At 57.3% G+C, this 25,538-nt stretch carries 25 protein-coding genes and 1 tRNA gene; 19 read left to right on the top strand and 7 right to left on the bottom strand.

Translation table 11 applies throughout. The features are described 5' to 3' along the window. Nucleotides 1-591: 591 nt before the first annotated feature. Nucleotides 592-1,509: a LysR family transcriptional regulator gene (locus tag G6R15_RS13855; RefSeq protein WP_164660556.1), complete on the bottom strand. Its 918-nt coding sequence runs from the start codon at nucleotides 1,507-1,509 to the stop codon at nucleotides 592-594. Between the two features lie 256 nt (nucleotides 1,510-1,765). Here G6R15_RS13855 and G6R15_RS13860 point away from each other — a divergent pair, with 256 nt between their 5' ends. From G6R15_RS13860 to G6R15_RS22925, 4 genes are all read left to right on the top strand, one after another. Beyond that, nucleotides 1,766-3,346: a DUF1254 domain-containing protein gene (locus tag G6R15_RS13860; protein WP_164660557.1), complete on the top strand. Its 1,581-nt coding sequence runs from the start codon at nucleotides 1,766-1,768 to the stop codon at nucleotides 3,344-3,346. An 83-nt stretch (nucleotides 3,347-3,429) separates the two neighbouring features. Continuing rightward, on the top strand, nucleotides 3,430-3,831 hold the full coding sequence (locus G6R15_RS13865; protein WP_164660558.1) for a hypothetical protein: 402 nt from the start codon (nucleotides 3,430-3,432) through the stop codon (nucleotides 3,829-3,831). A 54-nt stretch (nucleotides 3,832-3,885) separates the two neighbouring features. After that, nucleotides 3,886-4,866, top strand: a complete 981-nt coding sequence (locus G6R15_RS13870) for a DUF1214 domain-containing protein (RefSeq protein ID WP_164660559.1) — start codon at nucleotides 3,886-3,888, stop codon at nucleotides 4,864-4,866. A gap of 1,339 nt (nucleotides 4,867-6,205) precedes the next feature. Continuing rightward, nucleotides 6,206-6,343 carry a helix-turn-helix domain-containing protein gene (locus tag G6R15_RS22925; protein WP_240336768.1) on the top strand — a complete coding sequence of 46 codons (138 nt, stop codon included), beginning with the start codon at nucleotides 6,206-6,208 and terminating at the stop codon, nucleotides 6,341-6,343. 211 nt (nucleotides 6,344-6,554) lie between these two features. Here the strand turns inward: G6R15_RS22925 and G6R15_RS13880 are convergent. After that, nucleotides 6,555-6,641, bottom strand: a tRNA-Leu gene (locus tag G6R15_RS13880). Nucleotides 6,642-6,862: 221 nt separating this feature from the next. On the opposite strand from G6R15_RS13880, the gene G6R15_RS13885 reads away from it, so the two are divergent. After that, complete coding sequence (locus tag G6R15_RS13885; RefSeq protein ID WP_164660560.1) at nucleotides 6,863-7,846, top strand: complex I NDUFA9 subunit family protein; 984 nt, start codon at nucleotides 6,863-6,865, stop codon at nucleotides 7,844-7,846. Here the strand turns inward: G6R15_RS13885 and G6R15_RS13890 are convergent, their stop codons facing one another. Beyond that, a complete protein-coding gene (locus G6R15_RS13890; RefSeq protein WP_164660561.1) occupies nucleotides 7,847-8,650 on the bottom strand; it encodes an undecaprenyl-diphosphate phosphatase in 804 nt (267 codons plus the stop codon). A 230-nt stretch (nucleotides 8,651-8,880) separates the two neighbouring features. Here G6R15_RS13890 and G6R15_RS13895 point away from each other — a divergent pair, with 230 nt between their 5' ends. The 5 genes from G6R15_RS13895 to G6R15_RS13915 all read left to right on the top strand — a co-directional run bounded on the left by G6R15_RS13895 (nucleotide 8,881) and on the right by G6R15_RS13915 (nucleotide 17,212). Next, nucleotides 8,881-10,314: an NAD(P)-dependent oxidoreductase gene (locus G6R15_RS13895; RefSeq protein ID WP_164660562.1), complete on the top strand. Its 1,434-nt coding sequence runs from the start codon at nucleotides 8,881-8,883 to the stop codon at nucleotides 10,312-10,314. A gap of 129 nt (nucleotides 10,315-10,443) precedes the next feature. Further along, nucleotides 10,444-11,118: a hypothetical protein gene (locus G6R15_RS13900; RefSeq protein ID WP_164660563.1), complete on the top strand. Its 675-nt coding sequence runs from the start codon at nucleotides 10,444-10,446 to the stop codon at nucleotides 11,116-11,118. Nucleotides 11,119-11,130: 12 nt separating this feature from the next. Beyond that, nucleotides 11,131-11,568: a GFA family protein gene (locus G6R15_RS13905; protein WP_164660564.1), complete on the top strand. Its 438-nt coding sequence runs from the start codon at nucleotides 11,131-11,133 to the stop codon at nucleotides 11,566-11,568. After that, complete coding sequence (gltB, locus tag G6R15_RS13910; protein WP_164660565.1) at nucleotides 11,565-16,097, top strand: glutamate synthase large subunit; 4,533 nt, start codon at nucleotides 11,565-11,567, stop codon at nucleotides 16,095-16,097. The genes G6R15_RS13905 and gltB overlap by 4 nt, the downstream gene beginning before the upstream one ends. Nucleotides 16,098-16,297: 200 nt before the next feature. Then, on the top strand, nucleotides 16,298-17,212 hold the full coding sequence (locus G6R15_RS13915; protein WP_164660566.1) for a Hint domain-containing protein: 915 nt from the start codon (nucleotides 16,298-16,300) through the stop codon (nucleotides 17,210-17,212). A gap of 4 nt (nucleotides 17,213-17,216) precedes the next feature. Here the strand turns inward: G6R15_RS13915 and G6R15_RS13920 are convergent, their stop codons facing one another. Beyond that, complete coding sequence (locus tag G6R15_RS13920; protein WP_164660567.1) at nucleotides 17,217-18,557, bottom strand: FliI/YscN family ATPase; 1,341 nt, start codon at nucleotides 18,555-18,557, stop codon at nucleotides 17,217-17,219. A gap of 86 nt (nucleotides 18,558-18,643) precedes the next feature. On the opposite strand from G6R15_RS13920, the gene G6R15_RS13925 reads away from it, so the two are divergent. From G6R15_RS13925 to G6R15_RS13965, 9 genes are read left to right on the top strand one after another with little or no spacing between them, the layout of a single operon-like run. Continuing rightward, entirely contained in the window at nucleotides 18,644-19,033 is a 390-nt protein-coding gene (locus G6R15_RS13925; RefSeq protein WP_164660568.1) for a FlgB family protein, read from the top strand. Between the two features lie 11 nt (nucleotides 19,034-19,044). Further along, complete coding sequence (gene flgC / locus G6R15_RS13930; protein WP_164660569.1) at nucleotides 19,045-19,437, top strand: flagellar basal body rod protein FlgC; 393 nt, start codon at nucleotides 19,045-19,047, stop codon at nucleotides 19,435-19,437. 29 nt (nucleotides 19,438-19,466) lie between these two features. Further along, nucleotides 19,467-19,757 (top strand): flagellar hook-basal body complex protein FliE, encoded by a 291-nt coding sequence (gene fliE / locus G6R15_RS13935; protein WP_164660570.1) that lies wholly within the window; start codon nucleotides 19,467-19,469, stop codon nucleotides 19,755-19,757. Between the two features lies 1 nt (nucleotide 19,758). Then, a complete protein-coding gene (locus tag G6R15_RS13940; RefSeq protein WP_164660571.1) occupies nucleotides 19,759-20,031 on the top strand; it encodes a flagellar biosynthetic protein FliQ in 273 nt (90 codons plus the stop codon). Then, nucleotides 20,031-20,744 (top strand): flagellar hook-basal body complex protein, encoded by a 714-nt coding sequence (locus G6R15_RS13945; protein ID WP_164660572.1) that lies wholly within the window; start codon nucleotides 20,031-20,033, stop codon nucleotides 20,742-20,744. Before G6R15_RS13940 ends, G6R15_RS13945 begins: the two co-directional genes overlap by 1 nt. A gap of 21 nt (nucleotides 20,745-20,765) precedes the next feature. Next, nucleotides 20,766-21,551: a flagellar basal-body rod protein FlgG gene (gene flgG / locus G6R15_RS13950; RefSeq protein ID WP_164660573.1), complete on the top strand. Its 786-nt coding sequence runs from the start codon at nucleotides 20,766-20,768 to the stop codon at nucleotides 21,549-21,551. Beyond that, nucleotides 21,551-21,967: a flagellar basal body P-ring formation chaperone FlgA gene (flgA, locus tag G6R15_RS13955; RefSeq protein WP_164660574.1), complete on the top strand. Its 417-nt coding sequence runs from the start codon at nucleotides 21,551-21,553 to the stop codon at nucleotides 21,965-21,967. The genes flgG and flgA overlap by 1 nt, the downstream gene beginning before the upstream one ends. Beyond that, nucleotides 21,967-22,701, top strand: coding sequence for a flagellar basal body L-ring protein FlgH (gene flgH, locus G6R15_RS13960; protein ID WP_164660575.1), 735 nt, complete (start codon nucleotides 21,967-21,969; stop codon nucleotides 22,699-22,701). Before flgA ends, flgH begins: the two co-directional genes overlap by 1 nt. Nucleotides 22,702-22,713: 12 nt before the next feature. Further along, a complete protein-coding gene (locus G6R15_RS13965; RefSeq protein ID WP_164660576.1) occupies nucleotides 22,714-23,223 on the top strand; it encodes a flagellar basal body-associated protein FliL in 510 nt (169 codons plus the stop codon). 52 nt (nucleotides 23,224-23,275) lie between these two features. Here G6R15_RS13965 and G6R15_RS13970 read toward each other — a convergent pair whose 3' ends face one another. Genes G6R15_RS13970 through G6R15_RS13980 form a run of 3 tightly spaced genes read right to left on the bottom strand, consistent with a single transcriptional unit; the run spans nucleotide 23,276 to nucleotide 25,535 of the window. Then, the gene (locus G6R15_RS13970; protein ID WP_164660577.1) at nucleotides 23,276-23,689 is read right to left on the bottom strand and encodes a hypothetical protein; all 414 of its coding nucleotides are present in this window, start codon (nucleotides 23,687-23,689) and stop codon (nucleotides 23,276-23,278) included. Then, nucleotides 23,689-24,774, bottom strand: coding sequence for a flagellar type III secretion system protein FlhB (gene flhB / locus G6R15_RS13975; RefSeq protein ID WP_164660578.1), 1,086 nt, complete (start codon nucleotides 24,772-24,774; stop codon nucleotides 23,689-23,691). The genes G6R15_RS13970 and flhB overlap by 1 nt, the downstream gene beginning before the upstream one ends. Continuing rightward, nucleotides 24,771-25,535, bottom strand: coding sequence for a flagellar biosynthetic protein FliR (locus tag G6R15_RS13980; RefSeq protein WP_164660579.1), 765 nt, complete (start codon nucleotides 25,533-25,535; stop codon nucleotides 24,771-24,773). Before G6R15_RS13980 ends, flhB begins: the two co-directional genes overlap by 4 nt. Nucleotides 25,536-25,538: the final 3 nt, after the last annotated feature.

The following is a 25,538-nucleotide window of genomic DNA, read 5'->3' on the forward strand; positions in this document are numbered from 1 at the left end:
ATCTGCTGCACCCGCATCAGGCAGATTTATCCGCAGACCGTCGTTCTACCGGGCAAAATGCTGCACTCAGCACGAATGGCCGCAATGACGCCCGGCATCGTAGTATTGGATGCTGTGCTCAATGGCCGGTCACGGTCGGGCGCAATACTTTGCAAAGTGCGCTATCTGCGCATAGCCGCCGCCCCTGCGGATGGCTGCCCCCAGCCCATAGCAGGCGTAATGGTTCGAAGGCTGGATCGGGATAGCTGACTTTCATTGCAGCGCTGTCCACGAACAAGGAGGCCACTGAGCTGCCGTTCGCTGCGTTTGCGACACTGGCGTCCACAGACGGCCGTTTTGCGCAGATAAGGTACGTTGCAAAGTTACACGAACCGCCCAAAGCGGACCTCGTTGAAACACGCATCAAACGGCGGCTGAGAGCCCAATCAAATGATACTGCACATGCTCAACGCGGCCAACATGGTGTTCAGGCAGGGCGGTACGGCGTCAGGCGTAGCACTCCGTTCGCTGCACATCCGTCATAACTACGTTTGCCGCCGGGTTGACAGCGAACGGCTTGAATCAAGGTCGTTTAATCCACCTTTCTTCGGTTCAAGAGGTTGCAACCGATTCCATAACCTCATCCGCGATGGTTGATATCTTTTCGCGCAACCAGGCGTGTGCCGGATCGTTGGTGCTGCGTTGATGCCAAGTCATGTAAATCGTCATAGTGTCCGATGGCCTTGGCAAAGGGGCCATTTCAAGCTCGCTCAGGGCATTTAGCTTCATTAGGTTCATTTCTGTTGCGAGATTATCTGAGCCTTTGATGAACGCAGGGATGGAGTTGAAGTTGGGCACTGATATGCGGGCCTCGCGGATTTCTGATTTGTCCACTCCCGTCAGTGCCCTTAAGGATGTTCCTCCATCTGGAAACCGCACTGTAACGTGATCTGCTTGACAGTAGTCTTCCCACGTCACAGGGGCTTTTCGTACTGATCCGTCAAAAAAGCACATCATCTGACCGTTCAAGATCGGTTTTAGAACAATGTCCGTGGCATCGGGCGGGAACGGTGTCAGCGCAAGATGACAGCGGGATTCGCGCATCATGCCCGAAGTGGGATGCCCGGAGGGAATGAACTCGAATGCGGCGGATACACCGTCTCTGCGCAGGTCACGCAGCAATTTTGGAAAGATCAAATCGCGCTGCATGTCATTCGCCGCAACGATAAAGAAGAGGTCTTCGTTCTCGGGCTCAAAGCTGCGTTCGAAAGTGAGCCTTTGAAGGGCGTCCAGCGCATTTTGAACCGGAATCCTTAAAGAGTTCGCACGTTCTGTCGGCAGCATTGCCTGACCCGAACGTACAAAAAGAGGATCGTCGAAAAAGTTCCTGAGGCGAGCAAGCGCATGACTGACCGTTGATTGCGCAACCCCAAGGCGCATGCTTGCTTTTGAGACTGAAGATTCTTCGAGCACCGTCAAGAAGGTCACCAAAAGCTGTCCATCAAGAGAGGCAATATCAAATTTCTTCATAACCATTATCGATAACCTTCCCTTGAGCCGATTGCCACTGCTTCGTAGGGTTTGGACACATATTCAAATCGCTTTACTTGCAGAAAAGTTCGAAACCCAAATTGGCTCGTAAGTCCCCGCGCTTAAGCTTTCATCCTTAACAAGGAGCATGGCCTTAACAGCAAAAGCGGCAAAGCGCGGTTCGTGGCCGCCTCGAACAAAGCGCTGCCACCTCATAAGCCGAAAACTAAAACATGATCTTCAGGGAGGAAGACCGATGGGAAGTTTCAACTCATTGAGTATTGTCGCTGGTGCGGCCGCAATTGTCGGAAGCCTATTTGCTGGCGCCTTGCATGCCGATGACCCAACACCGGGTTACAATACCAAAATCCCCAAGGGATTGCTTACACCAGATAAGTACCCCACACGTGTCGGCGATATCGAGTTTTTCGATGGTATCCCAACAGCTGCTACTGCGGAAGCTCTGTACAATCACCTTGATTACATCCGAGGTGTGCAGACGTTCCTAAATGGCATGCCCGCTGCATCGCTGGAAGCGATTCGACGCAGTGAGATGGCCGACGGGAAAACCAGTTCTAACAGGGTGTCGATTTTCGATACGCTCATGGACAGCAATTCGCTGTTCCTGACCGGCAATACCGACACCGTTTACGTCAGTGCTATCCTGAACCTGAAAGAAGACGGGCCGACGGTCATCGAACTTCCAGCGGGTACTGGCCCTGGCACCGTGAATGACGCATTCTTCCGGTTTGTGGTTGATACAGGTGCGCCGGGTCCGGACGCGGGAGAGGGCGGAAAATACCTGATTCTGCCACCTGACTACGAAGGCGAATTGCAAGGTCCGGTTGGTGGTCAGGAGACCGAGATCGACGGTGAAAACTACTACGTGGCTCAGTCGACCAGTTGGATCAACTGGTTCATCGCCCGAGGGTTTCTCAAAGATGGCAAGCCGGACTTTTCAAGCCAGCTTTTTCGTGAGGGGCTGAAAATCTACCCATTGGCGGAAAAGGACAATCCACCTGAGATGGTGTTTGTCGACAAATCCGGCGTCGCCTACAACACCATTCACTCCACCGATTTTGACTTCTTCAAAGAGTTGTACACCGTTATCGACCGTGAGCCTGTGGCTTTCCTTGACCCGGAACTGCGTGGCCTGTTTGCATCTGTCGGGGTTCAGAAAGGCAAGCCGTTTGCCCCCGACTTGCGCATGAAAAACATCCTGATCAAAGCTGCCGAGGTCGCCAACGCGACCGCCCGCACGCTGCTTTGGTACGAGCGCAATCCAGCTGATTTCATCTATGAAGGCAGCTACTGGAAGATCGGGTTCCCAGGTGGAAATTATGAATTCCTACGTGACGAAGGAGCAGGTGGCCGCGATCTCGACGGGCGCACCGAGTTTTTCTATTTCGCAACTGTGAACACGCCCGCCATGACACTGAAGCTCGTCGGGAAAGGGTCGCAATATGCGTGGGGCGCGTTGGACGAAAACGGGGACTACCTTGATGGAAGCAAGACCTATCGTCTGAACATTCCGGCGGACCCGCCGGCGGAGAACTTCCTGTCAATTGTGCTGTATGATCCGCAAACACGGTCCCAACTTCAGACAGGTCAGCCATTCCCAAGCTACAACAGCGAAAAGCACAAGGAAAAGGTGACGTATAACGAAGACGGCTCCGTTGATCTGTACTTTGGCCCGGAAGCTCCGGAAGGCTGGGAAGACAATTGGATTGAAACGGTTCCCGGAAAGGGCTTCTTTGCCATCCTGCGGCTCTACAGCCCGACGGAACCCTGGTTTGAAAAAACCTGGCGTCCGGGTGACATTGAACTGCTGGACTGAACGCAGGTGCCGGGGCTGCTGTCGCAGCGCCCGGCACGTGATCAAACACCAAGTTTTCCGAGAGAACCGAAACAGGAAACAGAATGAGAATTGTCTACTACCTTACATGGCTGATGGTCGCTGTTTTTCTAGTTGGCGAAACAGCACGTAGAGGCGTTGGATATTTTTCCATCAACGCCACAACAATGATCGAAGACTACTTGTGTGGCTTGTTGCTTTTGACAGCTGCTCTGGTCTGGCGCAGCGGTGCCATTTGGGGGCCGACGCTTATGGCTTCGGCTTGGGCTTACGCGACAGGGGGAATGTTTGTTCCCTTTGCAGCGCATCTGGAGGCTTGGCTCAGACAAGAGACCTTCCGGGCGGACCACCCGCACGATGACGTGAATTCAGTCATATTGAAGGGGGTGATCTGGGCGATCTGCTTGGTTTGTTTCCTCGTTTCAATGAGGAATGTGGTCAGCAAGACCCAAGAGACAAACCTATAAGGAACCAACCCTGGAACAGTGATAAATGCTGAAAATAAGTCAAAGGATCATGGAATGAAAAGAACCATTTTGCTCGCCGCGGCTGCCGCGGTAACGGCGACCGTCGCCCATGCAGAATCGATCACAGTAACCGAAGAAAATTTTCCGCAGGCCTACACCAACCTGCGCTTTGCAAAAATCATCGAAAAAGCCGGTGGCATCAATACCTTCCTGAAGATGCCGGTGCCAAGTAGCGATCCAGCAGAACAATTTGTCGTACGCATGAACCGCGACACTGACTATTCGACCTCGGTGTTCGATGTGTCTAGTCGAGAAGTGTACATCACCATCCCTGAGACAGACAAATACGTGACGACCCAGATCATCGATGAAAACCATGAAACGCAACGCATGATCTATGGGCCGGGTCGCTACAACATTACTGCAAAAACGGATTTCGCATTTGTGATCGTGCGAACCCTTGATCCGGATCTGCGCGACAACCTCGTTGTCGAAGCGCCTGAGCCACAACAATTCATCATACAAGACTGGGAAGAAGTGTCGTTTGAGGAAATCGAGGTTAAAGGGAATGCCGATTTTAGCGACGGCTATCATCAGGCGACAGCCTACAGCAACGTCGAGAGTGGCCAGACATCCTATATGAATTATGTTGGTGCGGCCGGTGGTTGGGGCGGCGCGATGGTGCTGGACAATATCTACCAGACAAGTCCCTACTTTGATGCAGACGCCTGCTATGAGACCACTTTCGTTGACCCGGAAGCGGAATATTTCTGGTCGGCAACGGTGTACAATGCCGATGGCTACATGTTCAACGACGTCGCAAACGTCTCTAGTGAAATGGACCCGGAGCAAAACGCAGATGGCACGTTTACGCTGCGCTTTGGGTGTGCCGGCATGCCGAACAACATCCCGACCGTGGAAGGCAACACCACAGGAAAATTCAACGTCCTCATGCGCCATTACGGGCCCAGTCAAATGGTCAGTGACGGTGAATACGGCTACAATATGACTCAGTTTATCCGAAAAGTAGAATAGGTGCCTTTCACCCAAGTTCTGCCAAACAGATGGTCCAACAATCTCAACTCGGGAGCCTGAGTCTTTTCAGGCTCCCTGCGCGCATTTCACCAACTGGCATAGAGCAGCTTGAGGATGCATAGGAGACCTTGGTGCAAAACGCAGCGAACGGCGGCTCCCCGCCCGTGGTGTAGAAGGGCCATGTCTGCTTTGGGCTGCAAGCCGACGTCCGAACGGGATGGTAACTCAGCGTTGTTTGCAAAACACTCGTTTGGTCCGAACTAGGCAGTGCACCTATTAACTAATTTGGTTGCGGCGGGCGTATCAGACCAGTCAGAGGCATTGCCAACACACCACCTCCATCACTTGTTGCGCCTTCACGCGTGATAAAATGCTGGACCTCTTCGTCTGATGTTTCCCCCACAGTGACCATCTTTCCTCCTGCCACCTGCCAAGATGTTGCTGGACGATAAAGGAGATGACTCCGACTGATTTCGGAAGACACTAGCTAAACGCGGCATCAAAGCGTGCATTCCAGCACGTCGAAGAAGGCGAAACTCTGCTGCTTGCGACGTCACGCTTTACTGAGCGCGAAATCGGGTCGAGACCTTGTTTGCCAAGCTGAAGGATTGGCGTCGTATCGCGACCGGCTGTGACCAATGTGGTGAACTGTTCCAGTCAGTAATCTGTATCGCCGCGACTGTCACCTTCTGGTCATGAATCCTAAACCTAGAAGCCCCCGCCGGTCGACACTAACATCCCTCACCAACGCTGGAGATGTGGCAAATGCAATCGAGATCGCCAGGTATTTCGGGCAGCGCTAGTCAGAATAGACATCCATTTAACGCACTTCATTTCAGCGTTACCATCCAACGACCACCCTTATCTTCGAGTTCATACTTGTATCGAAAACCGTTGCAGACGACATCGAAGCCAACGCTGAACACCCAACGTTGAAGACTCGAAATACTATCGCACTTATAGCCATTCTTTCGAACAAGCGCGCTTGCCTCGTTTGCTAGTTTCTGCGCATGGACTCTGAGTCCAACCGGTAGTCAAGATGGCATCTTTCTCCAGCGGCGCTGCTTGTACAGTGGAAACTGTCAAAAGGGCAGCAAGTGTCAGGGGGTAATGAGTTTCATAGTGAACCTGTCATAAACGTTTTCATCTCTTCGATGATATCGAATGTATCTTAAAACAGGTATAGCTAAAAGCGGTGAGTGCGCCAGAACTCCGGTGTGAGACGAACCGAAAAAAGTCCCCTCCGCGATGTCCTCGCCCGCAATATGCGGCTCCTGCGTGCCGATAGAGGTTGGTCGCAGGAGTTTTTGGCGGCTGAAGCGGGGGAAACCGAACTTACTTGAGCGCGGTTGAAAGATCTGAGCAGAACATATCTGTCAACAACCTCTACAAGATTGCAAAGGCGCTGAACGTAACTGCAAGCGACTTATTGGATGAGAACTTACCGATCAGGTTGGTAGAGGCAAAACAGAAATGAGCCGTAGCGTTTGCGCACGGGGTGCGCCACGTTGCCTCGACGAAGCGCTGCCAAATTAACAGGCGCGCTTTTGAGTGGGTTTCTTGTTCTCGGAACGCCAAGTCGCAGAGATATTGTTTCCCCATTACGGCCGACAGGTGGACAGAGGGGTGGATAGGCATTCTTGATCTTCACTTAAGCCATGGAAAATACATGTAAATGTCAAGATTTTTGGTGCCCAGGAGAGGACTCGAACCTCCACGTCCATACGGACACTAGCACCTGAAGCTAGCGCGTCTACCAATTCCGCCACCTGGGCAGGTGTCGTGGGGCGGGACTTACGCTTAGCGGCGGGGAGCGTCAACTGGATTTTTTGAACTTTGTGAAACTTTTTTGATGGCGCTGACCATGACCGTCCGTACACCGCTAATAATGTTGGTGGAATTGTACCTTAGTCGATCCTTTGCGGCATATTAGAACCTTGTTTGCGGGGGCTTGGAGCGGTACATCGAACTGTGTCTTAGTGAACAGGAGCCCCTCATGTCGAAAATGGTCACGATCTATGGTGGATCTGGATTCGTCGGTCGCTATATCGCGCGGCGTATGGCCAGTGAGGGGTGGCGTGTTCGTGTCGCGGTTCGGCGACCGAATGAAGCAATGTATGTCAAAACCTACGGTGTCGTGGGGCAGGTCGAACCGATCCTGTGCAACATCCGTGATGATGCCTCGGTCGCAATGGCGATGAAGGGGGCCGATGTTGTTGTCAATTGCGTCGGAGTTCTGAATGAGCTGAGCAAAAACACATTCGACGCGGTTCAGGTCGACGGAGCAGAGCGCGTGGCACGTTTGGCTGCGGCCGAGGGGATCGAGCGCCTTGTCCATGTCTCGGCCATCGGGGCTGATGCGGAATCGGACAGTGAATATGCGCGCACCAAGGCCCAAGGTGAGGCTGCGGTGCTCGGGCATATGCCAAATGCCATGATCCTGCGGCCTTCGGTGATTTTTGGGACCGAGGATCAGTTTTTCAATCGCTTTGCTGGTATGACCCGCTTTGGTCCGTTCCTGCCTCTTGTCGGAGCAGAGACCAAGTTTCAGCCGGTGTTTGTGGATGACGTGGCAAAGGCGGCAGTCACTGGCGCCTTGGGCGGGGCCAATGGTGGTGTCTATGAATTGGGCGGTCCAGAAGTCGCGAGTTTCCGCGAATTGATGCAGGTGATGTTGGGCGTGATCCACCGTCGCCGTGCGATTCTGGGTGTTCCGATGTTTGTGGCCCGGATCATGGCGGGTGTGCTGGACATTGCAAAGTTCGCGTCGTTCCAGTTGTTCCCCAATAATATTCTGACCCGTGATCAGGTGCGCAACCTGGGGCGTGACAATGTGGTGGCCGAGGGCGCCAAGGGTTTTGGCGATCTGGGGATTGAACCTGCAACGATGGAATCGGTGCTGCCGGACTATCTGTGGAAATTCCGCCCGTCAGGTCAGTACGACGCGATCAAGGATTCGGCCAAGAACCTACGGACCTGATCAGGCGTAGGCGTATACCAGCAGGACAATACCCAGGATCACCCTGTAGATGACATAGGGGGTGAAGCTGACGCTGCGCAACAGACGCATCATCAGGCTGAGTGCAAGCAGGGCCGAGGCAAAGGCCATGACGGCAGCAATTGCGCCGTCACGGGCAACAGCGGCATCAGCTTGTACAGCGACCTCTGCACCTAACAATGTACCGGATGCGATGATCGTGGGGATCGACATCAGCATGGCGATCCGGGCACCATCTTCGCGGCTGTAACCCAGGCGCCGCGCGCCGGTGATGGTGATGCCCGAGCGCGAAGTGCCGGGGATCAGGGCGATGGCCTGCCAGAGACCCATTAGGACCGCGTCTTTAAGGGTCCAATCCTGTGCGGTTTTGGTCTCTTTCCCTGTTTGGTCGGCCCAGTAAAGGACGAGGCCAAAGATCAACATGGTCCAGCCGATTACAGCGACGGAACGAAGCGAGGCGCTGAGGCCGGTGACATGCAGGGCTAGGCCAAGCAGGACTGTGGGAATGGTGGCGACGATAAGGCCGGCGGCAAGGCGTGATCCTTCGGTGTCGATCTTGCCGGTTAGCGCGCGGGGGAGGCCTTGGAGCCCCAATTTGACGTCGGACCAGAAGTAGAGCACCACGGCGCCCAAAGTGCCGATGTGCACGGCCACGTCGATCACCTGGCCTTGATCATCCAGACCTGTCAGGCTTGGCAAAAGAATCAAGTGGCCGGAAGAGGATACGGGTAGGAATTCCGTGATTCCTTGAATCAGTGCGACAAGAAGTAATTGAAACAGAGGCATTTTTTATGAACTCAGGTCAGGCGATTTTAGCTTGAAGGTCGGTATAAGTGCTTTGGTTCAAAAAGAAAGTCGATAATAAGAGCCGAATCGGACCTAACTTATTGCCTTTTTTGTCCTGAAATTCTAAACCACCTTCAGAAAACCCAAAATAAGGTCAGTATGGCTGACTTTTAATACCGCGCAGCGTCTTGTAGAGAGGCGCGACGTAGCCAATTCATGGAGTTTGACCCGTGGCCAAGCAACCGATGCTAAAATTCGTGCAAATCGATCGCGACATGCCCGCAAAGCGTGACGCCACTGTACGCAGGGAAGATTTCGACGAAATTTACGCCGAGTACGCCGCGGCCAAAGCTGAAGAACAAGCGAGCCGGTGCAGCCAATGTGGTGTACCTTATTGTCAGTCGCACTGCCCGCTGCACAACAACATTCCCGACTGGCTGCATCTGACCGCGACGGGCCGTCTGGAAGAGGCATATGCCACTAGCCAGGCCACCAACACTTTCCCGGAAATCTGTGGTCGCATCTGCCCGCAGGACCGTCTGTGCGAAGGTAACTGTGTCATCGAACAGTCGGGCCACGGCACCGTCACTATTGGTTCGGTTGAGAAATACATCACCGACACGGCGTGGGACAAAGGCTGGGTTCTGCCGAACGCACCCACACAAGAGCGCCTCGAAAGCGTTGGCATCATCGGCGGTGGCCCCGGCGGTTTGGCGGCGGCAGACATGCTGCGCAAGGCCGGTGTGCAGGTCACGGTTTATGACCGCTATGACCGCGCGGGCGGGTTGCTGATGTATGGCATTCCGGGCTTCAAGCTGGAAAAAGACATCGTTCAGCGCCGCAATGATCTGCTGGCCGATGGCGGCGTGAAGTTTGAGCTGAACTGCGATGTGGACGCGGCCAAATTTGCCGAGATCCGTGAACAGCATGACGCCGTAATTATCGCCACAGGCGTCTATAAATCACGCGATCTGGCCATGCCGGGCAGCGGTTTGGGCGGTATCGAGAAGGCGATCGATTTCTTGACTGCGTCGAACCGCAAAAGCTTTGGTGATGCGGTTGAAGAGTTTGACAATGGCCGCATGAATGCCGACGGCAAGAAGGTTGTTGTGATCGGTGGCGGTGACACCGCGATGGACTGTGTGCGCACCTCGATCCGACAGGGCGCGACGTCTGTGAAGTGTCTGTATCGTCGCGACCGGGCCAACATGCCGGGTTCGCTGCGCGAGACGCAGAACGCCGAAGAAGAAGGCGTGGTATTTGAGTGGCTGAGTGCGCCCAAAGGGTTCACTGGCGATGACAGTGTCAATGGTGTGATGGTGCAGAAAATGCGCCTGGGTCAGCCCGATGCATCTGGTCGACAGGCGCCCGAAGTGATCGAAGGCGCGGATTACGTTGAAGAGGCCGATCTGGTCATCAAGGCGCTGGGGTTCGAGCCCGAGGATCTGCCGACACTGTTTGGTCAGACCGACCTGCCCGTGACCCGTTGGGGCACCGTCAAGGCGGCGTTCCAGAGCGGTGAGACCGAGATGGACGGTGTCTATGCCGTGGGTGACATTGTCCGGGGTGCAAGCCTGGTGGTTTGGGCCATCAAGGACGGGCGCGATTGTGCAGATGCGATCCTGAAGAAGCTGGATGCTGCATCTGCGATCGCCGCTGAATGAGGGCGCAAATTCGCCTGTGACATGCGTGCACCAAGCGTGCACCACCCGTACACCGACGCCGCATACATTTGATGCGGCACTGCAGCCAAAGGGTCATAATCAATGACCCACAAGCCGAAGGACAGGAAAATGATCGCACGAATGACAGCTGCTCTGATCCTGAGCGTGTTTGGAGGAATGGCGTTCGCGCAGGAGGTGGCTGAGGTGCCAGAGGGCTGCACGCCGCTGGCAACTGTGCACAAGAACGAGTGCCGCACCTCGACCCTGTTGATGTGCGGACAGGACCGCCAAGTGCTGACCTTTGCCAATGGTCGTCCCGACATCGTGCATTTCTATGACGGTGATTGGGGGCTGGATGGGTTCCTGTATCAGGCCAACGCGCAAACCCGGTTTGAACGTAATCCGGGCGTGGGCGAGTGGCTGAATCTTGGCGATCTGATTGCCGACGGTCAGGACATCGAAGATGGCGTTCTGCTGTTTTCGACCCGCGTGGTGAAAAATCGCGAGTTCGTGGTTCAAGGCGCTTATTCATTGAGCGATGAGGTGGTCGATCTGAGCGGGCATGCGTTCCGCAAAGGCACGCTGCACCGCGAGTTGCAGCGCGAAGGGATCGACAGCAGCTGGTTGGGGTTCGATTTGGACATCTACGTGTCCGAGGCGCTGGGCCTGTTTGTCGAGGGTGACCTGACAAGCCACGCGCGGGATCGAGACTCGTTCACCGCCGATCACACGCCACGTGCGATCCGTTTCGAAGGTGAACCCGGATTTCTGGCAACGCGGTCTGACTTTGGCTGCGACGGATAAGAGGACAACGTGATGACTGAACTGAATGGCCAATGCATGTGCGGCGCCGTGAGCGTCACGGCGACCCCCACAAGGAACGCGATTGGCGCTTGCCATTGTGATATGTGCCGCCGCTGGACCAGCTCGGCCTTGATGACCTTTCAGGCCGAGCCGGGCTATGCCGCGCTGGGCCCGGTCAAGACCTATGTATCGTCCGACTGGGCCGAACGCGCGTTCTGCGAGGAATGCGGATCGGCGTTATGGTACCGGATGACCGCGCCGGGGCCGATGCACGGCCAGACGCAGATGGCGGCCGGACTATTTGAAAATGCAGGCGGCAACACGCTGAGCCTGGAACTGTTTATCGACAAGAAACCCGAGGGTTACGCATTTGCAGGGGATCGCAAGCAGATCACCGAGGCCGCGATGTTGGCCATGTATGCCCAGTCGGAAGAAGGAGACAACCAATGACCAAATATGATGCCGATTGGGTGCGCGCCGAAGAGGCCAAGCGTCAGTGGATGGCCGAGAACGGCCTGTATTCCGAGGAAGAAGAGCATTCGTCCTGCGGTGTCGGCCTTGTGGTGTCCGTCGATGGCAAGAAAAGCCGTAAGGTGGTCGAGGCCGGTATCGATGCGCTGAAAGCGATCTGGCACCGCGGTGCTGTGGATGCAGACGGCAAGACCGGTGACGGTGCGGGCATCCATGTGCAGATCCCGGTGATGTTCTTTTATGACCAGATCCGCCGCACCGGCCACGAACCCCGCATGGACGAGCTGATGGCCGTGGGTCAGGTGTTCCTGCCGCGTACCGATTTTGGCGCGCAGGAAACCTGCCGGACCATTGTCGAGACCGAAGTGTTGAAGATGGGGTATTACATCTATGGCTGGCGTCATGTGCCGGTGGATGTGACCTGCCTCGGTGAAAAGGCCAACGCGACCCGCCCCGAGATCGAGCAGATCCTGATCTCGAATTCCAAGGGTGTCGACGAAGAGACCTTTGAACGTGAATTGTATGTGATCCGTCGCCGGATCGAAAAGGCGGCCTCGGCTGCAGGCGTTTCCGGCCTGTACATCGCGTCGCTGTCGTGCCGGTCGATCATCTACAAGGGCATGATGCTGGCTGAGCAGGTTGCCGTGTTCTACCCCGATCTGATGGACGAGCGGTTTGAATCTGCGTTTGCTCTGTATCACCAGCGGTATTCGACCAATACCTTCCCGCAGTGGTGGTTGGCGCAGCCGTTCCGCATGTTGGCCCACAACGGCGAGATCAACACGCTTAAGGGCAACGTGAACTGGATGAAAAGCCACGAAATCCGCATGGCGTCGTCCTTCTTTGGCGAAATGGCCGAGGACATCAAGCCGATCGTACAGGGGGGATCGTCGGATTCCGCCGCGCTGGATTCCGTGTTCGAGGTTCTGGTGCGTGCGGGCCGGTCGGCCCCGATGGCCAAGACCATGCTGGTGCCTGAGTCGTGGTCCAAGCAGGCGGTGGACCTGCCGCAGCCGTGGATCGACATGTATTCCTATTGCAACTCGGTGATGGAGCCTTGGGATGGTCCGGCTGCGCTGGCGATGACCGATGGTCGCTGGGTCTGCGCGGGTCTGGACCGCAATGGTCTGCGCCCGATGCGGTACGTTGTGACCGGTGACGGGCTGCTGATCGCAGGGTCCGAGGCGGGCATGGTGCCGATCAACGAGGCAAACGTTGTGGAAAAAGGCGCGCTGGGTCCGGGGCAGATGATTGCCGTGGATATGGCCGAGGGCAAACTGTTTCACGATACCGAGATCAAAGATACGTTGGCGGGCAGCCGTCCTTTTGGCGACTGGGTCGGCAAGATTGTCAATCTTGAGGAGAAGCTGAAGGGCGTAAGCGAGGCGGCGCTGTTCAGCGGCGAAGAGCTGCGCAAGCGCCAGATCGCGGCGGGTTACAGCATCGAAGAGCTGGAACAGATTCTGGCGCCGATGGCCGAAGATGGAAAGGAAACGCTGGCCTCGATGGGCGATGACACCCCATCGGCGGTTTTGTCGAAGATGTACCGCCCGCTAAGCCATTTCTTCCGCCAGAACTTTAGCCAGGTGACGAACCCGCCGATCGACAGCTTGCGCGAATACCGCGTCATGTCGCTGAAAACGCGGTTCGGGAACCTGAAGAACGTGTTGGACGAGGACAGCAGCCAAACCGAGATTGTGGTGCTGGAAAGCCCGTTCATCGGCAATGCCCAGTGGGAGAATCTGGTCCAGGGGTTTGACGCTGCATTGGTCGAGATCGACTGTACCTTTGAGTTCGGTCAAGGCGCGCTGAACGCGGCACTGGCCCGTATCCGGGCCGAGGCCGAAGAGGCCGTACGTTCGGGCGCGGGGCACATCGTTCTGACGGATCAGCATTCGAACGCCGACAAGGTTGCGATGCCGATGATCCTGGCGACATCGGCGGTGCACAGCCACCTGACGCGCAAGGGATTGCGGACGTTCTGTTCGCTTAACGTGCGCGCGGCGGAATGCATCGACCCGCATTACTTTGCGGTTCTGATCGGCTGTGGTGCGACTGTTGTGAACGCCTATCTGGCCGAAGATTCCATTGCTGACCGCATCGAGCGTGGTCTGCTGGACGGGTCGTTGACCGAGAACATTGCGCGCTATCGCGAGGCCATTGATCAGGGCCTGCTCAAGATTATGGCGAAGATGGGGATTTCTGTGATCTCATCCTATCGCGGTGGTCTGAACTTTGAGGCCGTGGGCCTGAGCCGCGCCATGTGCGCCGAGTTCTTCCCTGGTATGACCAGCCGGATTTCGGGTATCGGTGTGACTGGCATCCAGACCAAAGCCGAAGAGGTTCACGCCAAGGGTTGGATTAGCGGTTTGGATGTGCTGCCGATCGGTGGTTTCTACAAAGCGCGCAAATCGGGTGAGACCCACGCGTGGGAAGCGACCAGCATGCACATGATGCAGATGGCGTGTAACAAAGCGTCATTTGAGCTGTGGAAGCAGTATTCGGCCAAGATGCAGAGCAACCCGCCGATTCACCTGCGCGATCTGATGGACTTCAAACCGCTGGGTCAGGCGATCCCGTTGGAAGAGGTCGAGTCGATCACTTCGATCCGTAAACGCTTCGTGACGCCGGGCATGTCGCTAGGGGCGTTGAGCCCTGAGGCGCATAAGACGTTGAACGTGGCGATGAACCGGATTGGCGCCAAATCGGATTCGGGTGAGGGCGGCGAAGATCCCGCACACTTTGTGCCCGAACCCAATGGCGACAACCCGTCGGCCAAGATCAAACAGGTGGCGTCGGGTCGTTTTGGTGTAACCGCCGAATACCTGAACCAGTGTGAAGAGCTGGAGATCAAGGTGGCCCAGGGTGCGAAACCCGGAGAGGGCGGTCAGTTGCCGGGTATGAAGGTCACCGACCTGATTGCGCGTCTGCGCCATTCGACCAAGGGTGTGACCCTGATCTCGCCCCCGCCGCACCACGATATTTACTCGATCGAGGATCTGGCGCAGCTGATCTATGACCTGAAGCAGATCAACCCGCGCTGCAAAGTGACGGTGAAGCTGGTGGCGTCTTCGGGCGTTGGCACAATTGCTGCCGGTGTGGCCAAGGCCAAAGCCGATGTGATCCTGATTTCGGGGCATAATGGTGGTACAGGGGCCTCGCCTGCGACATCGATCAAATACGCGGGTCTGCCGTGGGAGATGGGCCTGACCGAGGCGCATCAGGTTCTGGCGATGAACAACCTGCGCGAGCGGGTCACGCTGCGCACCGATGGTGGTTTGCGCACCGGTCGGGACATCGTGATTGCCGCGATGCTGGGGGCCGAGGAATACGGCATCGGCACTGCGGCGTTGATCGCGATGGGTTGTATCATGGTGCGTCAGTGCCAGAGCAACACCTGCCCGGTTGGTGTCTGTACGCAGGACGAAGCCCTGCGTGGCAAGTTCACTGGTAACGCCGACAAGGTTGTGAACCTGATCACCTTCTACGCGCAAGAAGTGCGTGAGGTTCTGGCCTCTCTGGGTGCGCGGTCCATCGAAGAAGTTATCGGCCGTGCGGATCTGCTGGCGCAGGTCAGCCGCGGTTCGGCGCATCTGGATGATCTGGATTTGAACCCGCTGCTGATCACGGTCGATGGCTCGGCCAACATCGTTTACAACCGCGATAAGGACCGCAATGTGGTACCTGATACGTTGGACGCAGAAATTGTGCGCGACGCGGCGCGGTTCTTGCAGGACGGTGAAAAAATGCAGCTGTCTTATGCGATCCAGAACACGGATCGGACTGTGGGTACGCGTACGTCCAGCCACATTGTTCGCAACTTTGGCATGCGCAACACGCTGCAAGAGGATCACCTGACGGTGAAGCTGCAAGGCTCTGCCGGGCAGTCGTTGGGGGCCTTTGCGGCGCCGGGGCTAAAGCTGGAAGTGTCGGGTGATGCTAACGATTATGTGGCCAAGGGCCTGTCGGGGGGCACCGTTGTGGTGCGTCCGCCGCAGGTGAGCCCGCTGAAGGCGTCGGAAAACACCATCATCGGTAACACTGTTCTGTATGGTGCGACCGACGGTTATCTGTTTGCGGCGGGCCGCGCGGGTGAGCGGTTTGGGGTTCGCAACTCGGGCGCCAAGGTGGTGATCGAGGGATGTGGTGCCTGTGGGTGTGAATACATGACCGGCGGCATTGCGGTGATCCTGGGTGATATCGGCGCGAACTTTGGCGCGGGCATGACCGGCGGCATGGCGTATCTGTATGACCCCGAAGGTAAGGCTGAGACGGTGATGAACATGGAAACGCTGGTAACCTGTCCGGTGACAGTGGACCATTGGGAGGCCCAGCTGAAAGGTCTGGTTGAACGCCATCTGGCCGAGACCGGCAGCCGCAAGGCCGCGGATATCCTGCAGCATTGGGATGTGGAAAAGGCGAACTTCCTTCAGGTCTGCCCAAAGGAAATGCTGGCGCATCTGCCGGCGCCCCTGAGCACTGAAGAGCAAGCGGTTCCAGCAGAGTAATCCTGTCGAAACAAGACCGACGTTTTGCGTGGATCGTTTCCCGTGGCCAGACACATGGCCGCGGGATTTTCTTTTGGGGAACCGTTTGGCGGAAATCCCCTATGTTTGAAAATTTTTAGAATTTAGATTTGGATTGTCTGCCGAGGTTTGGCTGCTGCCAGGTGCCAAATCTCTTGTACCAGTGAAGTTGGGGGGGATTTATGCCCACGAATTACCTTGATCAGTTCTTTTTTATCGACCCTGCGAATCCGCCTTCTGTAGGATCGGCCTTGGTGTTTCAGCAACTGACACTGACCGATCAGAATGACGATGACGATCTGGACCGGTTCAACGGTGATGCCATCAACGGGGTGGATATCACGCGGTCTTGGCCGGGGGATACGGTTACGGTGAATGTTCAGGGACAGGGCGACATCACTTATACTGGTATTACATTCTACTTGGCCGATGGCAGTCGAGTGTTTACGCCCACGGATGGGCAGGTTCTGCAAAATGGGACGTTTCAGGGATCGACCTTCGTCAACTCGCAAGGGGCGTTGGATGTGGACGATCTGGGGCCGATCTGTTTCACGCCAGGCACCAAGATCCTGACGCCCCAGGGAGAGCGCAAGATTGACGCGTTGCAGGTGGGCGATCTGGTCACAACGCGCGACAATGGTGATCAGCCGATCCTGTGGATCGGGCGTACAACCGTCGAGGGGCACGGGGATCTCGCGCCCATCAGGTTCAAGGCCGGCGTTTTGGGGGCCAAGCGGCCGCTGATCGTGTCGCCGCAGCATCGGATGGTGGTGGATGATTGGCGCGCGGCCTATCTCTTTGGCCACAAAGAAGTGCTGATTGCGGCGCGGTCGTTGGTGAATGGTGATACGGTCAAGCAGGTGAAGCGAGACCAGATAGATTACATCCACCTGCTACTGGCCGAGCATGAGGTGCTGTTTGCCAATGGTGTGGCATCGGAAAGCTATTTCCCCGGTCATGCCCTGACCCGATCAGACCGTGCGGCGCAGGCAGAGATTCTGACGCTGTTTCCCGAGCTGGACCGTGTGGCGGTGCTGCAGAAAAAAACCGTTCTACCCGTGGTGCGCGCCCGCGATGCGCGGATGCTGGCGATCTAACTTGTTAGCGCATCGGTGGCGGCGTGTTTGCCCGCCGCAGGATCAGGTTCAGCCGGTCAAAGCTGGCTTGCACCGAATCTGGTTCAGGACGGGCAAAGAAGCCGTCGAGTTCATCAAACACCCGCACGGCCTGATCCAAGACAGGATCGGCCCCTTCGGCATAAAGACCGGCTTTGATCATCACTTCGGACTGCTCATACGCGCCGACCAGTCGGCGGACGCCGTGGATGGCATCGTTTTCTTCCGCTGTGGCGGCGTCGGGCAAACTGCGCGAAACCGAGCGGCTGACGTCGATGGCGGGATAGCGTCCGCGCTCGGCAATCTCGCGGTTCAGAACGATGTGACCATCCAGCACCCCGCGCAGAATGTCGGCGACCGGTTCGTCCATGTCGGACCCGGCCACCAGAACGCTGAACACTGCGGTGATGTCGCCTTGCGTGTGCGTGCCAGGACCAGCGCGTTCGCACAGGCCGGTGATCAGTGGTGTCACGGACGGGGGATAGCCGCGCAGGGCCGGTGCCTCGCCTTGAGAGACTGAGATCTCGCGGTGAGCTTCGGCGAAGCGGGTGACCGAATCAGCCAGAAACAGTACATTCATCCCCTCGTCGCGCAGGGATTCGGCAACGCTCATCGCGGCCCAGGCACAACGGCGTCGCACCAGCGCAGACTGGTCGGATGTAGCGGCGACAACAATGGCGCGCTCCATCCCCTGAGGTCCCAGCGTTTTTTCAACAAATTCATTCACTTCACGCCCTCGTTCACCGATCAGGGCGACCACGACCGCATCGGCTTGCATCGACTTGGCAAGCTGCGCCAGCAGGCTGGATTTGCCCACACCAGAGCCTGCAAACAGGCCGATCCGCTGCCCCTGTACGATCGGTAAAATCGTGTTGAGCACAGATATCCCCGTCGACATGCGCGCGCCCAGGGGTTTGCGTTCAACGGCGGGGGGCGGAGAGGCCATCAGGTCGCGCGACCCCTCTCCCCTGAGCAGGGGACGACCATCCAGCGGGCGACCAAAGGGATCGACGACGCGCCCGATCCACGCTGGGCTGGGTGCGAATTCGGGCATCTTTTGCAGAATCACCCGGTTGCCCAAGGCAACCCCGTCGGGTGCCGCGTCGGGCAACATGTTGATGGCGTCGGCGTCGACCTGCAGAACCTCGCCATGCAGGGCAGAGCCGGTGTTGCGTTTCAGTTCCAAGCGATCGCCGATGCGGGCCGCGTTGGCCAGCCCCTGAATTCGGATCACACCGCCCTGCACCCCCATCACGCGCCCGACGTGTCGCGACAGGCTGAGAGCTTGGAATTGTGCTTGTAGGTGGGCCGGGTTTGGGGCGGACATAAGGATTCTCCGTTTTGTTCCTGAAAACGGTTTCTAAAGGAATCGGGGTTAAGCCTTGATTGAAATTGATCGAGGGAGAAGCCCCGATGTTCTCTGACTTGAACGTCTTTAAGATGGCGTACGCCATGGCAACACATGCCGGTAAACGACAGGCCATCGTGTCGCAAAACATGGCCAATGCCGATACGCCCGGATACCAGGCCCGCGACATTGAATCCTTTTCCAATGCTTATGTGAAGAATGGTGCGCGTGTTGAAATGCAGGCCAGCCGGGCAGGGCATCTGAACGGGGTGGAACGTGGCGCGCCCGATTGGGCCGTGTTCCACCCGGACCTGCCCAATGATCCCAACCAGAACAATGTCGCCATCGAAGAAGAGATGCTGAAGGCCGTCGAGGTCAAGCGTCAGCATGACCGGGCCATCGCCATCTACAAGTCGTCGATGGCGGTGCTGCGTGTCGGTCTTGGCCGAGCGTAAGGAGTGTTTTCATGAGTGAGTTTTCCAAATCCCTTTCGGTCACCGCCAGCGCCTTGCGCGCGCAGGCAACCCGCCTGCGCCACGTGTCCGAGAATATTTCCAACGCCGATACGCCGGGCTATCGCCGCAAATTGGTCCCGTTCGAGGTCAATCGTGCCGAAAACGCGGGTGTGGATATGGTCAAGGTCGGGCGCGTCAATCTGGACCGGTCTGATCTGAACGAGATCTATGACCCGGCGCATCCACTGGCCAATGAGGTCGGCAATTTCAAGGGCTCGAACGTTGATCTGATGATCGAGATCGCTGACGCGCGCGAAGCGCAGCGCAGCTACGAGGCCAACCTCAAGATGTTTGAACAGGTGCGGCAGATGTCGTCGTCGCTGATGGATCTTCTCCGCAAGTAACTCTTCCCCAAATAGTAAGGACAGCCAGAATGGATATCCGCTCACTTTCCGCCGTCAACAGTTATGCTTCGGCGCGGCCTGCGACGCAGGTAGACCCCAGCCACCAAGGCGCCGCACAGGGCGTGCGCCAGACCTTTACCGATTTCGCAGCGACCCTGCAGCACAGCGAACAGACCGCCCAGGCGGCGATGGTTGGCCAGGCCGATCCGCACGCGTTGGTGCAGGCGTTGGCACAGTCCGAACTGGCGGTCGAGACGGCCGTGACCGTGCGCAACAAGGTGGTCGAGGCCTATCAGGAAATCCTGAGGATGCCGGTTTGACATGCTGAGCGAGGGTCTTTTCTTTGACACAGTGCGCCAGGCGCTGTGGATTTCGGTCATTGTTTCGGTGCCGATCCTGACTGTGGCGCTGGTCACGGGTCTGGCGGTGGGCCTGTTTCAGGCGCTGACGTCGATCCAGGAAATGACCCTGACATTTGTCCCCAAGCTGGCCGCCATCGTTGTCGTGTTCTGGATCTCTATGGGGTTCATGACCAAGACGCTGGTGTCCTTCTTCACCGCAACGATCATTCCCCTGATTGCCGGAGGTTTATAATGGAAACAGCAGGTTACGCCACGCTATCGCGTCAAACCGGCCTGATGAACGAAATTCGGGTTATCGCCAATAACATCGCCAATTCGGCCACCACCGGATACCGACAAGAGGGGCTGGTGTTTTCCGAGTTCATCAAAGACGGCCCCAATCAGGCGTCGCTGTCGATGGCGCGGGCGCAGGTGCGCAACACGTCTTTTGCGCAAGGTTCCCTGACCCAAACCAACGGCAAGTTTGACGTGGCCATCGAAGGCGACGGGTTCTTCAAGGTCGAGACCGGGCGCGGTGAACGTCTGACCCGTGCGGGCAGTTTCACCCCCAACGCCGAGGGTGATCTGGTCAATATGGACGGTCACCTGGTGATGGATGTCAGTGGCACCCCGATCTTTATTCCGCCAGACGCGCAGACCATCAAGATCGCTGCTGATGGCACGATCAGCGGCGATGGCCGCCTGCTGGGGCAAGTGGGGGTGTTCACCCCGGTGAACCCCTCGGGTCTGACCCGCGAGGGCGGTGTGGTGTTCCGCGCCGACGAGGGATCAGAGCCCACCGAAGAAGCCAAAGTGATGCAAGGGTTCCTAGAAGGATCAAACGTCAATGCCATTGGCCAGGTTGCGCGACTGGTGGAAATCCAGCGGGGCTATGAGCTGGGCCAGAGCTTTTTGGAAACCGAAGATCAACGCATTCGCGCCGCCGTCAAAGCGTTGCTGCGATAACTTTTCAGATAGGAGAATTTCATGCGTGCCTTGAAAATTGCAGCGACGGGAATGACGGCTCAGCAGCTGCGGGTCGAGACGATTTCCAACAACCTCGCGAATATGAACACCACCGGCTACAACGCCCGCCGGGCCGAGTTCGCGGATCTGCACTATCAGCAGGTCTCGCGTGCGGGGACGGTCAATGCGTCTGATGGCACGGTGCTGCCGACCGGCGTTCAGTTGGGTCTGGGCGTACGGCCTTCTGCGGTGTCGATCCATCTGGCCCAGGGGACGCTTTCGGAGACCGGCAATGATCTGGATGTGGCGATCGAAGGGCGCGGTTATTTGGAGATCACGCTGCCGTCAGGGCAGTCCGCCTATACTCGGGACGGCAGCCTGAAACGCTCGGCCGAGGGGCTGATCGTCACCTCGGACGGCTATTCCGTGACGCCCGAAATCACTATTCCCACGGATGCGCGCAGCATTTCGATCAATGGATCGGGTGAGGTGTTTGCCTATTTCGACAACGCTGCCGAGGGGCAGCTGTTGGGTCAGTTCACATTGGCGAGCTTTGCCAACGCCAAGGGGCTTGAGGCGATTGGCAGCAATATGTTCAAGGAAACCGAAGCTTCGGGAGCGCCAGTGGTTGCGGAACCCGGCGTCGACGGGTTGGGCACGATGCGGCAGGGGTATCTTGAAGACAGCTCGGTCGACGCGGTGCGCGAAGTGACAGAGCTGATCGAGGCGCAGCGCGGTTATGAAATGAATGCCAAGGTCATCTCGGCGGTCGACCAGATGATGAGCGCGACCACGCAGGTGCGCTGATGCGGTTATTCGCAGTCGCCCTGATTTTGGCATTTGGGACGCCCTCTTTGGCCGAAATCCTGGTGCCCGCGCGCGCAATCCGCGCCAAAGAGATCATCGGCGCGCAGGATCTGGTGCCCAAATCGGCCGATGTGCCGGGTGCTGTGTCCCACGCCGACGAGGTCATCGGAAAAGAGGCGCGCGTGGCGCTGTATCCCGGCAGGCCCATCCGGTTTTCTGACATCGGCCCGCCCGCAGTCGTTGATCGCAATGATGTGGTGTCGCTGATTTTCAATCGCGGTGGTTTGACGATCATTGCCGAGGGGCGCGCGATGGGGCGTGGCGCGACCGGCGAAATCATTCGCGTGATGAACTTGACATCGCGCTCTACAGTCACCGGCCGCATTCGGTCTGACGGTTCAATCGAGGTTCACTGATGTATTCAATCACGAAGAAGTCCCTGCTAGTTGGTCTGCTTGCGCTGGGCGCTTGTGGCCGAATGGATCACCTGGGCAAGCCGCCCAGCTTTTCGGAAAGCTCGCAGACCCCGGAACATGTGGCCATGTTGTGGCCCGGCCTGCCGCTTAACACCGTCCCGCAGCGCAGCGTCGATCAATCCTCGCTTTGGAGCGGCGGGCGCGCATCCTTGCTGGGCGATCGGCGGGCGGTGCAAAAGGGTGACATCATGACTGTGGTCATCGAGATCGACGAAAAGGCCGAGATTTCCAATGACACGAAACGTTCGCGCACCGGGTCCGAGGATCTGGGGGTTCCCAACCTGTTCGGCCTGCCGCAGCGGCTTGATGAAAAATTGCCCGCCGGTGCGAGTATGGCTGATGCGGTCGGCGTCACATCATCCAGCAAGACCGACGGCAAAGGCTCGGTCAAGCGCAAGGAAAAGCTGACCTTGCGAGTGGCGGCGACGGTGGTCGATGTTCTGCCCAACGGGGTGCTGGCGATTTCAGGCACGCAAGAGTTGCGCGTGAACTTTGAACTGCGTGAATTGCTGGTTACCGGGTATGTCCGGCCCGAGGATATTTCGCGCCAGAACGAGATCACCTATGACAAGATCGCCTCGGCCCGGGTGAGCTATGGGGGTCGCGGTCAGATTACGGATGTGCAGCAGCCACGTTACGGCCAGCAAATCCTTGATACCGTTCTGCCGTTCTAAGGAGCCCGCGACGTGAAGAAATTGTTACCCATTCTGTTCCTGATTGTTGGTCTTGGAGCTGGCGTCGGCGCCGGGGTGTTCCTGGGGCCGGGTGAGAAAAAGCACGATATGGCCGAGGATGCAGAGCCCGAACATCACAAAGAGGATGAGAACAAGAAAGAGGCCAAGGCCAAGCCGGAAAAGGACGAAAAATCAAGTGGCAGTGAATATGTCAAACTGCCCAAGCAGTTTGTCATCCCCATCGTGACCAAGGATCACATCTCGGCCTTGGCCACCGTGTCGCTGAGCCTGGAAACCGTCGAGGGCAGCACCGAAGCGGTGTATTCGAAAGAGCCAAAGCTGCGTGATATGTTCCTGCAGGTGTTGTTTGATCACGCCAACATGGGCGGTTTTGACGGGGCATTCACGCGGCCTGACAATCTGGCGCCGCTGCGCAAGGCACTAAATGAAGTGGCTCGGAAAGAGCTGGGCGATATCGTCAAGGATGTGTTGATCGTGGATATTGCCCGCCAGGACACCTGATCAGGGTCTGCCATAGATGAAAACGCCGTGCGGTTGCGCGGCGTTTTTTTGCTCACCGCCTGGTTAAGATGCCGTCGAGCAGGCTGTCCTGGCGTTGGGTCTGTCGGTGGTGCAGCCGCTTGGCGTGATCAAGCTTTTGCAGCTTTGCCATCGCGTCCTTTTGGCCGAACGCTTTGCGCAGCTGCGCCATCGCGCCCAGCTTGCGGGTCTGAACCTGTGCCAGATGCGTGTGCAGCTGGCGGCGCGTCTTGGATTCCCAGCCGCGCCACAGGATATCGGCACCCACCATTCGAACTGAATGCGTTTGCTGTTGTTTGGTGGCCGCCTGCGCGACCAGCGCGTCCAGGCGCGCCAGTTGGGCGCGGATCTCGGCCTCTTCTGCTAGGGTTTCTTTGATCGCCTCGTGTTCGCGCAGGTAAAGTGCTTCGGTCACGTGCACGGTTTGTTGGAGCGTTTTTTGTTTCATTAGACACCTGCCCGAGCTTTCTTGCGCATGGTTTCGGCAAATCGGATAGCGGCAGCCACGGGTTTATAATGATCTTCCAGAATCTCGTCGCCAATCTCGACCGTGGCATGGATGGCCCGTGCCGTGGGCGGGTCCGATTGGATCGGCACACCGGATTCATTGGCGATCTGGCGGATTGTGGCGGCGACTTCGTCAACGCCCTTGGCGACACAGGTTGGCGCAGCGCCTGGCAGGCGTGACCATTTCAGAACAACCGCGTAATGCGTCGGGTTCACGATCACCACGTCAGCGGCTGGCACATCGGCCATCATCTGGTTCATCGCGATCTGCTGGCCCTTTTGGCGACGCTGCTGTTTCATGTGCGGATCGCCTTCGGAATCCTTGGTCTCGTCCATGATTTCCTTGCGGCTCATACGGTTTTTGCGGATGTGTTCGAAATATTGCCAGATGTAGTCGATCGAGCCGATCATCAGCGCCACGGCGAGCACGATGAACAGGAATTGAAACACCAGATCCATCATCATCGGCACGACAATGCGCGGCGCGACGCCAGTGCTTGAGATGATGTCGCTCAAGTTGGCATGCAGGAACACGCCCAGGCAGATCGAATAGAGGATGAGCTTGGTAAAGCTTTTGGCAAATTCAAACAGGCCCCCGCGGCCGAATTTGTTCTTGGCGTTCGATATCAGGGAAATCCGCGACAGCTTGGGTTGGAGCTTGCTGGGTGTCACCAGAAAGGCGCGTTGGGCGATCACCGACAGGATAATTGCCGCCATGGGAACCAGAAGCCAGGGTCCGATGGCCAGCGCGACCGACCCGATCATACCCCCGACCGGACCGGCGGAGGGACCGTTCACAAGCAGGGTCGACAGCCCTTCGGGTTGATCGAGAAAGACCATGAGCGTGGTGCCAAGGGAGGTGATCGAGGCATGGCCAATGGCCAAAAACACAAGCACCAGACCGGCATAGGCGGCCACGACCGACAGGTCCGCGGATTTTGCGACCTCACCCTTTTCCCGCGCCTTCTGGAGTTTTTGCGGCGTCGGATCAAAGGACTTTTCACTGTCGTCGTCGGAAGCGCTCATCTGGTGCCGCCAAGGGGGTTCGTCAAGAAGTCGTTCACCGCGTCGACCCAGATGGTCAGCAAAAGTGGGGTTGCGGCAAAGAGGATAAAGAGCCCGCCAAAGGTGATCACCGGGGCACCGACAAAGGCCACCATCAGCTGTGGCATCGCGCGATTGATCGCCCCCATCGCCAAGTTATAGATCAGCGAGGCGATGACAAAAGGCGCAGCGAGCGAAAACGCCAGAGCAAAGACGGTGGCGACTTGTCCGACGCCCCAGCGAGTCAGATCGCTGGCGTCTGGCAACGTGCCGACGGGAAAGAGCTGATAGCTGAGTATCGCGTATTCCGCGGCACGCACATGCAGCCCGGTCATCACTGCCAACGTCAGCCCGGCCATGACCAGCAGGAACCCCATTGCTGGAACCGGTTCAACTGCAGCGCCACCCAGGATTTGCGACAGCGACGTGGCCTGCGCTGCGATCGAGCCTGCGGTTTGAAGTCCCAAAACAAACAGGCGCACCATCAGGCCCAGGATCAACCCGATCACGATTTCTGTCATCGCCAGCTGCGCAAAGGCGGCGAAATCCGCCGGCTCGAACCGCTCACCAAGCGCGGGCGCGACGATGGCGGTAAAGGCGATGGCGATCCCCATTTTGACCCGCGTGGGCACCGTTCGTTCGCCAAAGGCGGGTATGACCGAGACGAAGGCTGAAACGCGCAGGAGCACGGTGAAGGCGTGCCAGAATTCGGACGTCAGATATTGGGCCAGGGGCTCGCTCATGGG

The sequence above is a fragment of the Tropicibacter sp. Alg240-R139 genome, from assembly GCF_900537075.1.
In the GTDB taxonomy this organism is placed as follows: domain Bacteria; phylum Pseudomonadota; class Alphaproteobacteria; order Rhodobacterales; family Rhodobacteraceae; genus Falsiruegeria.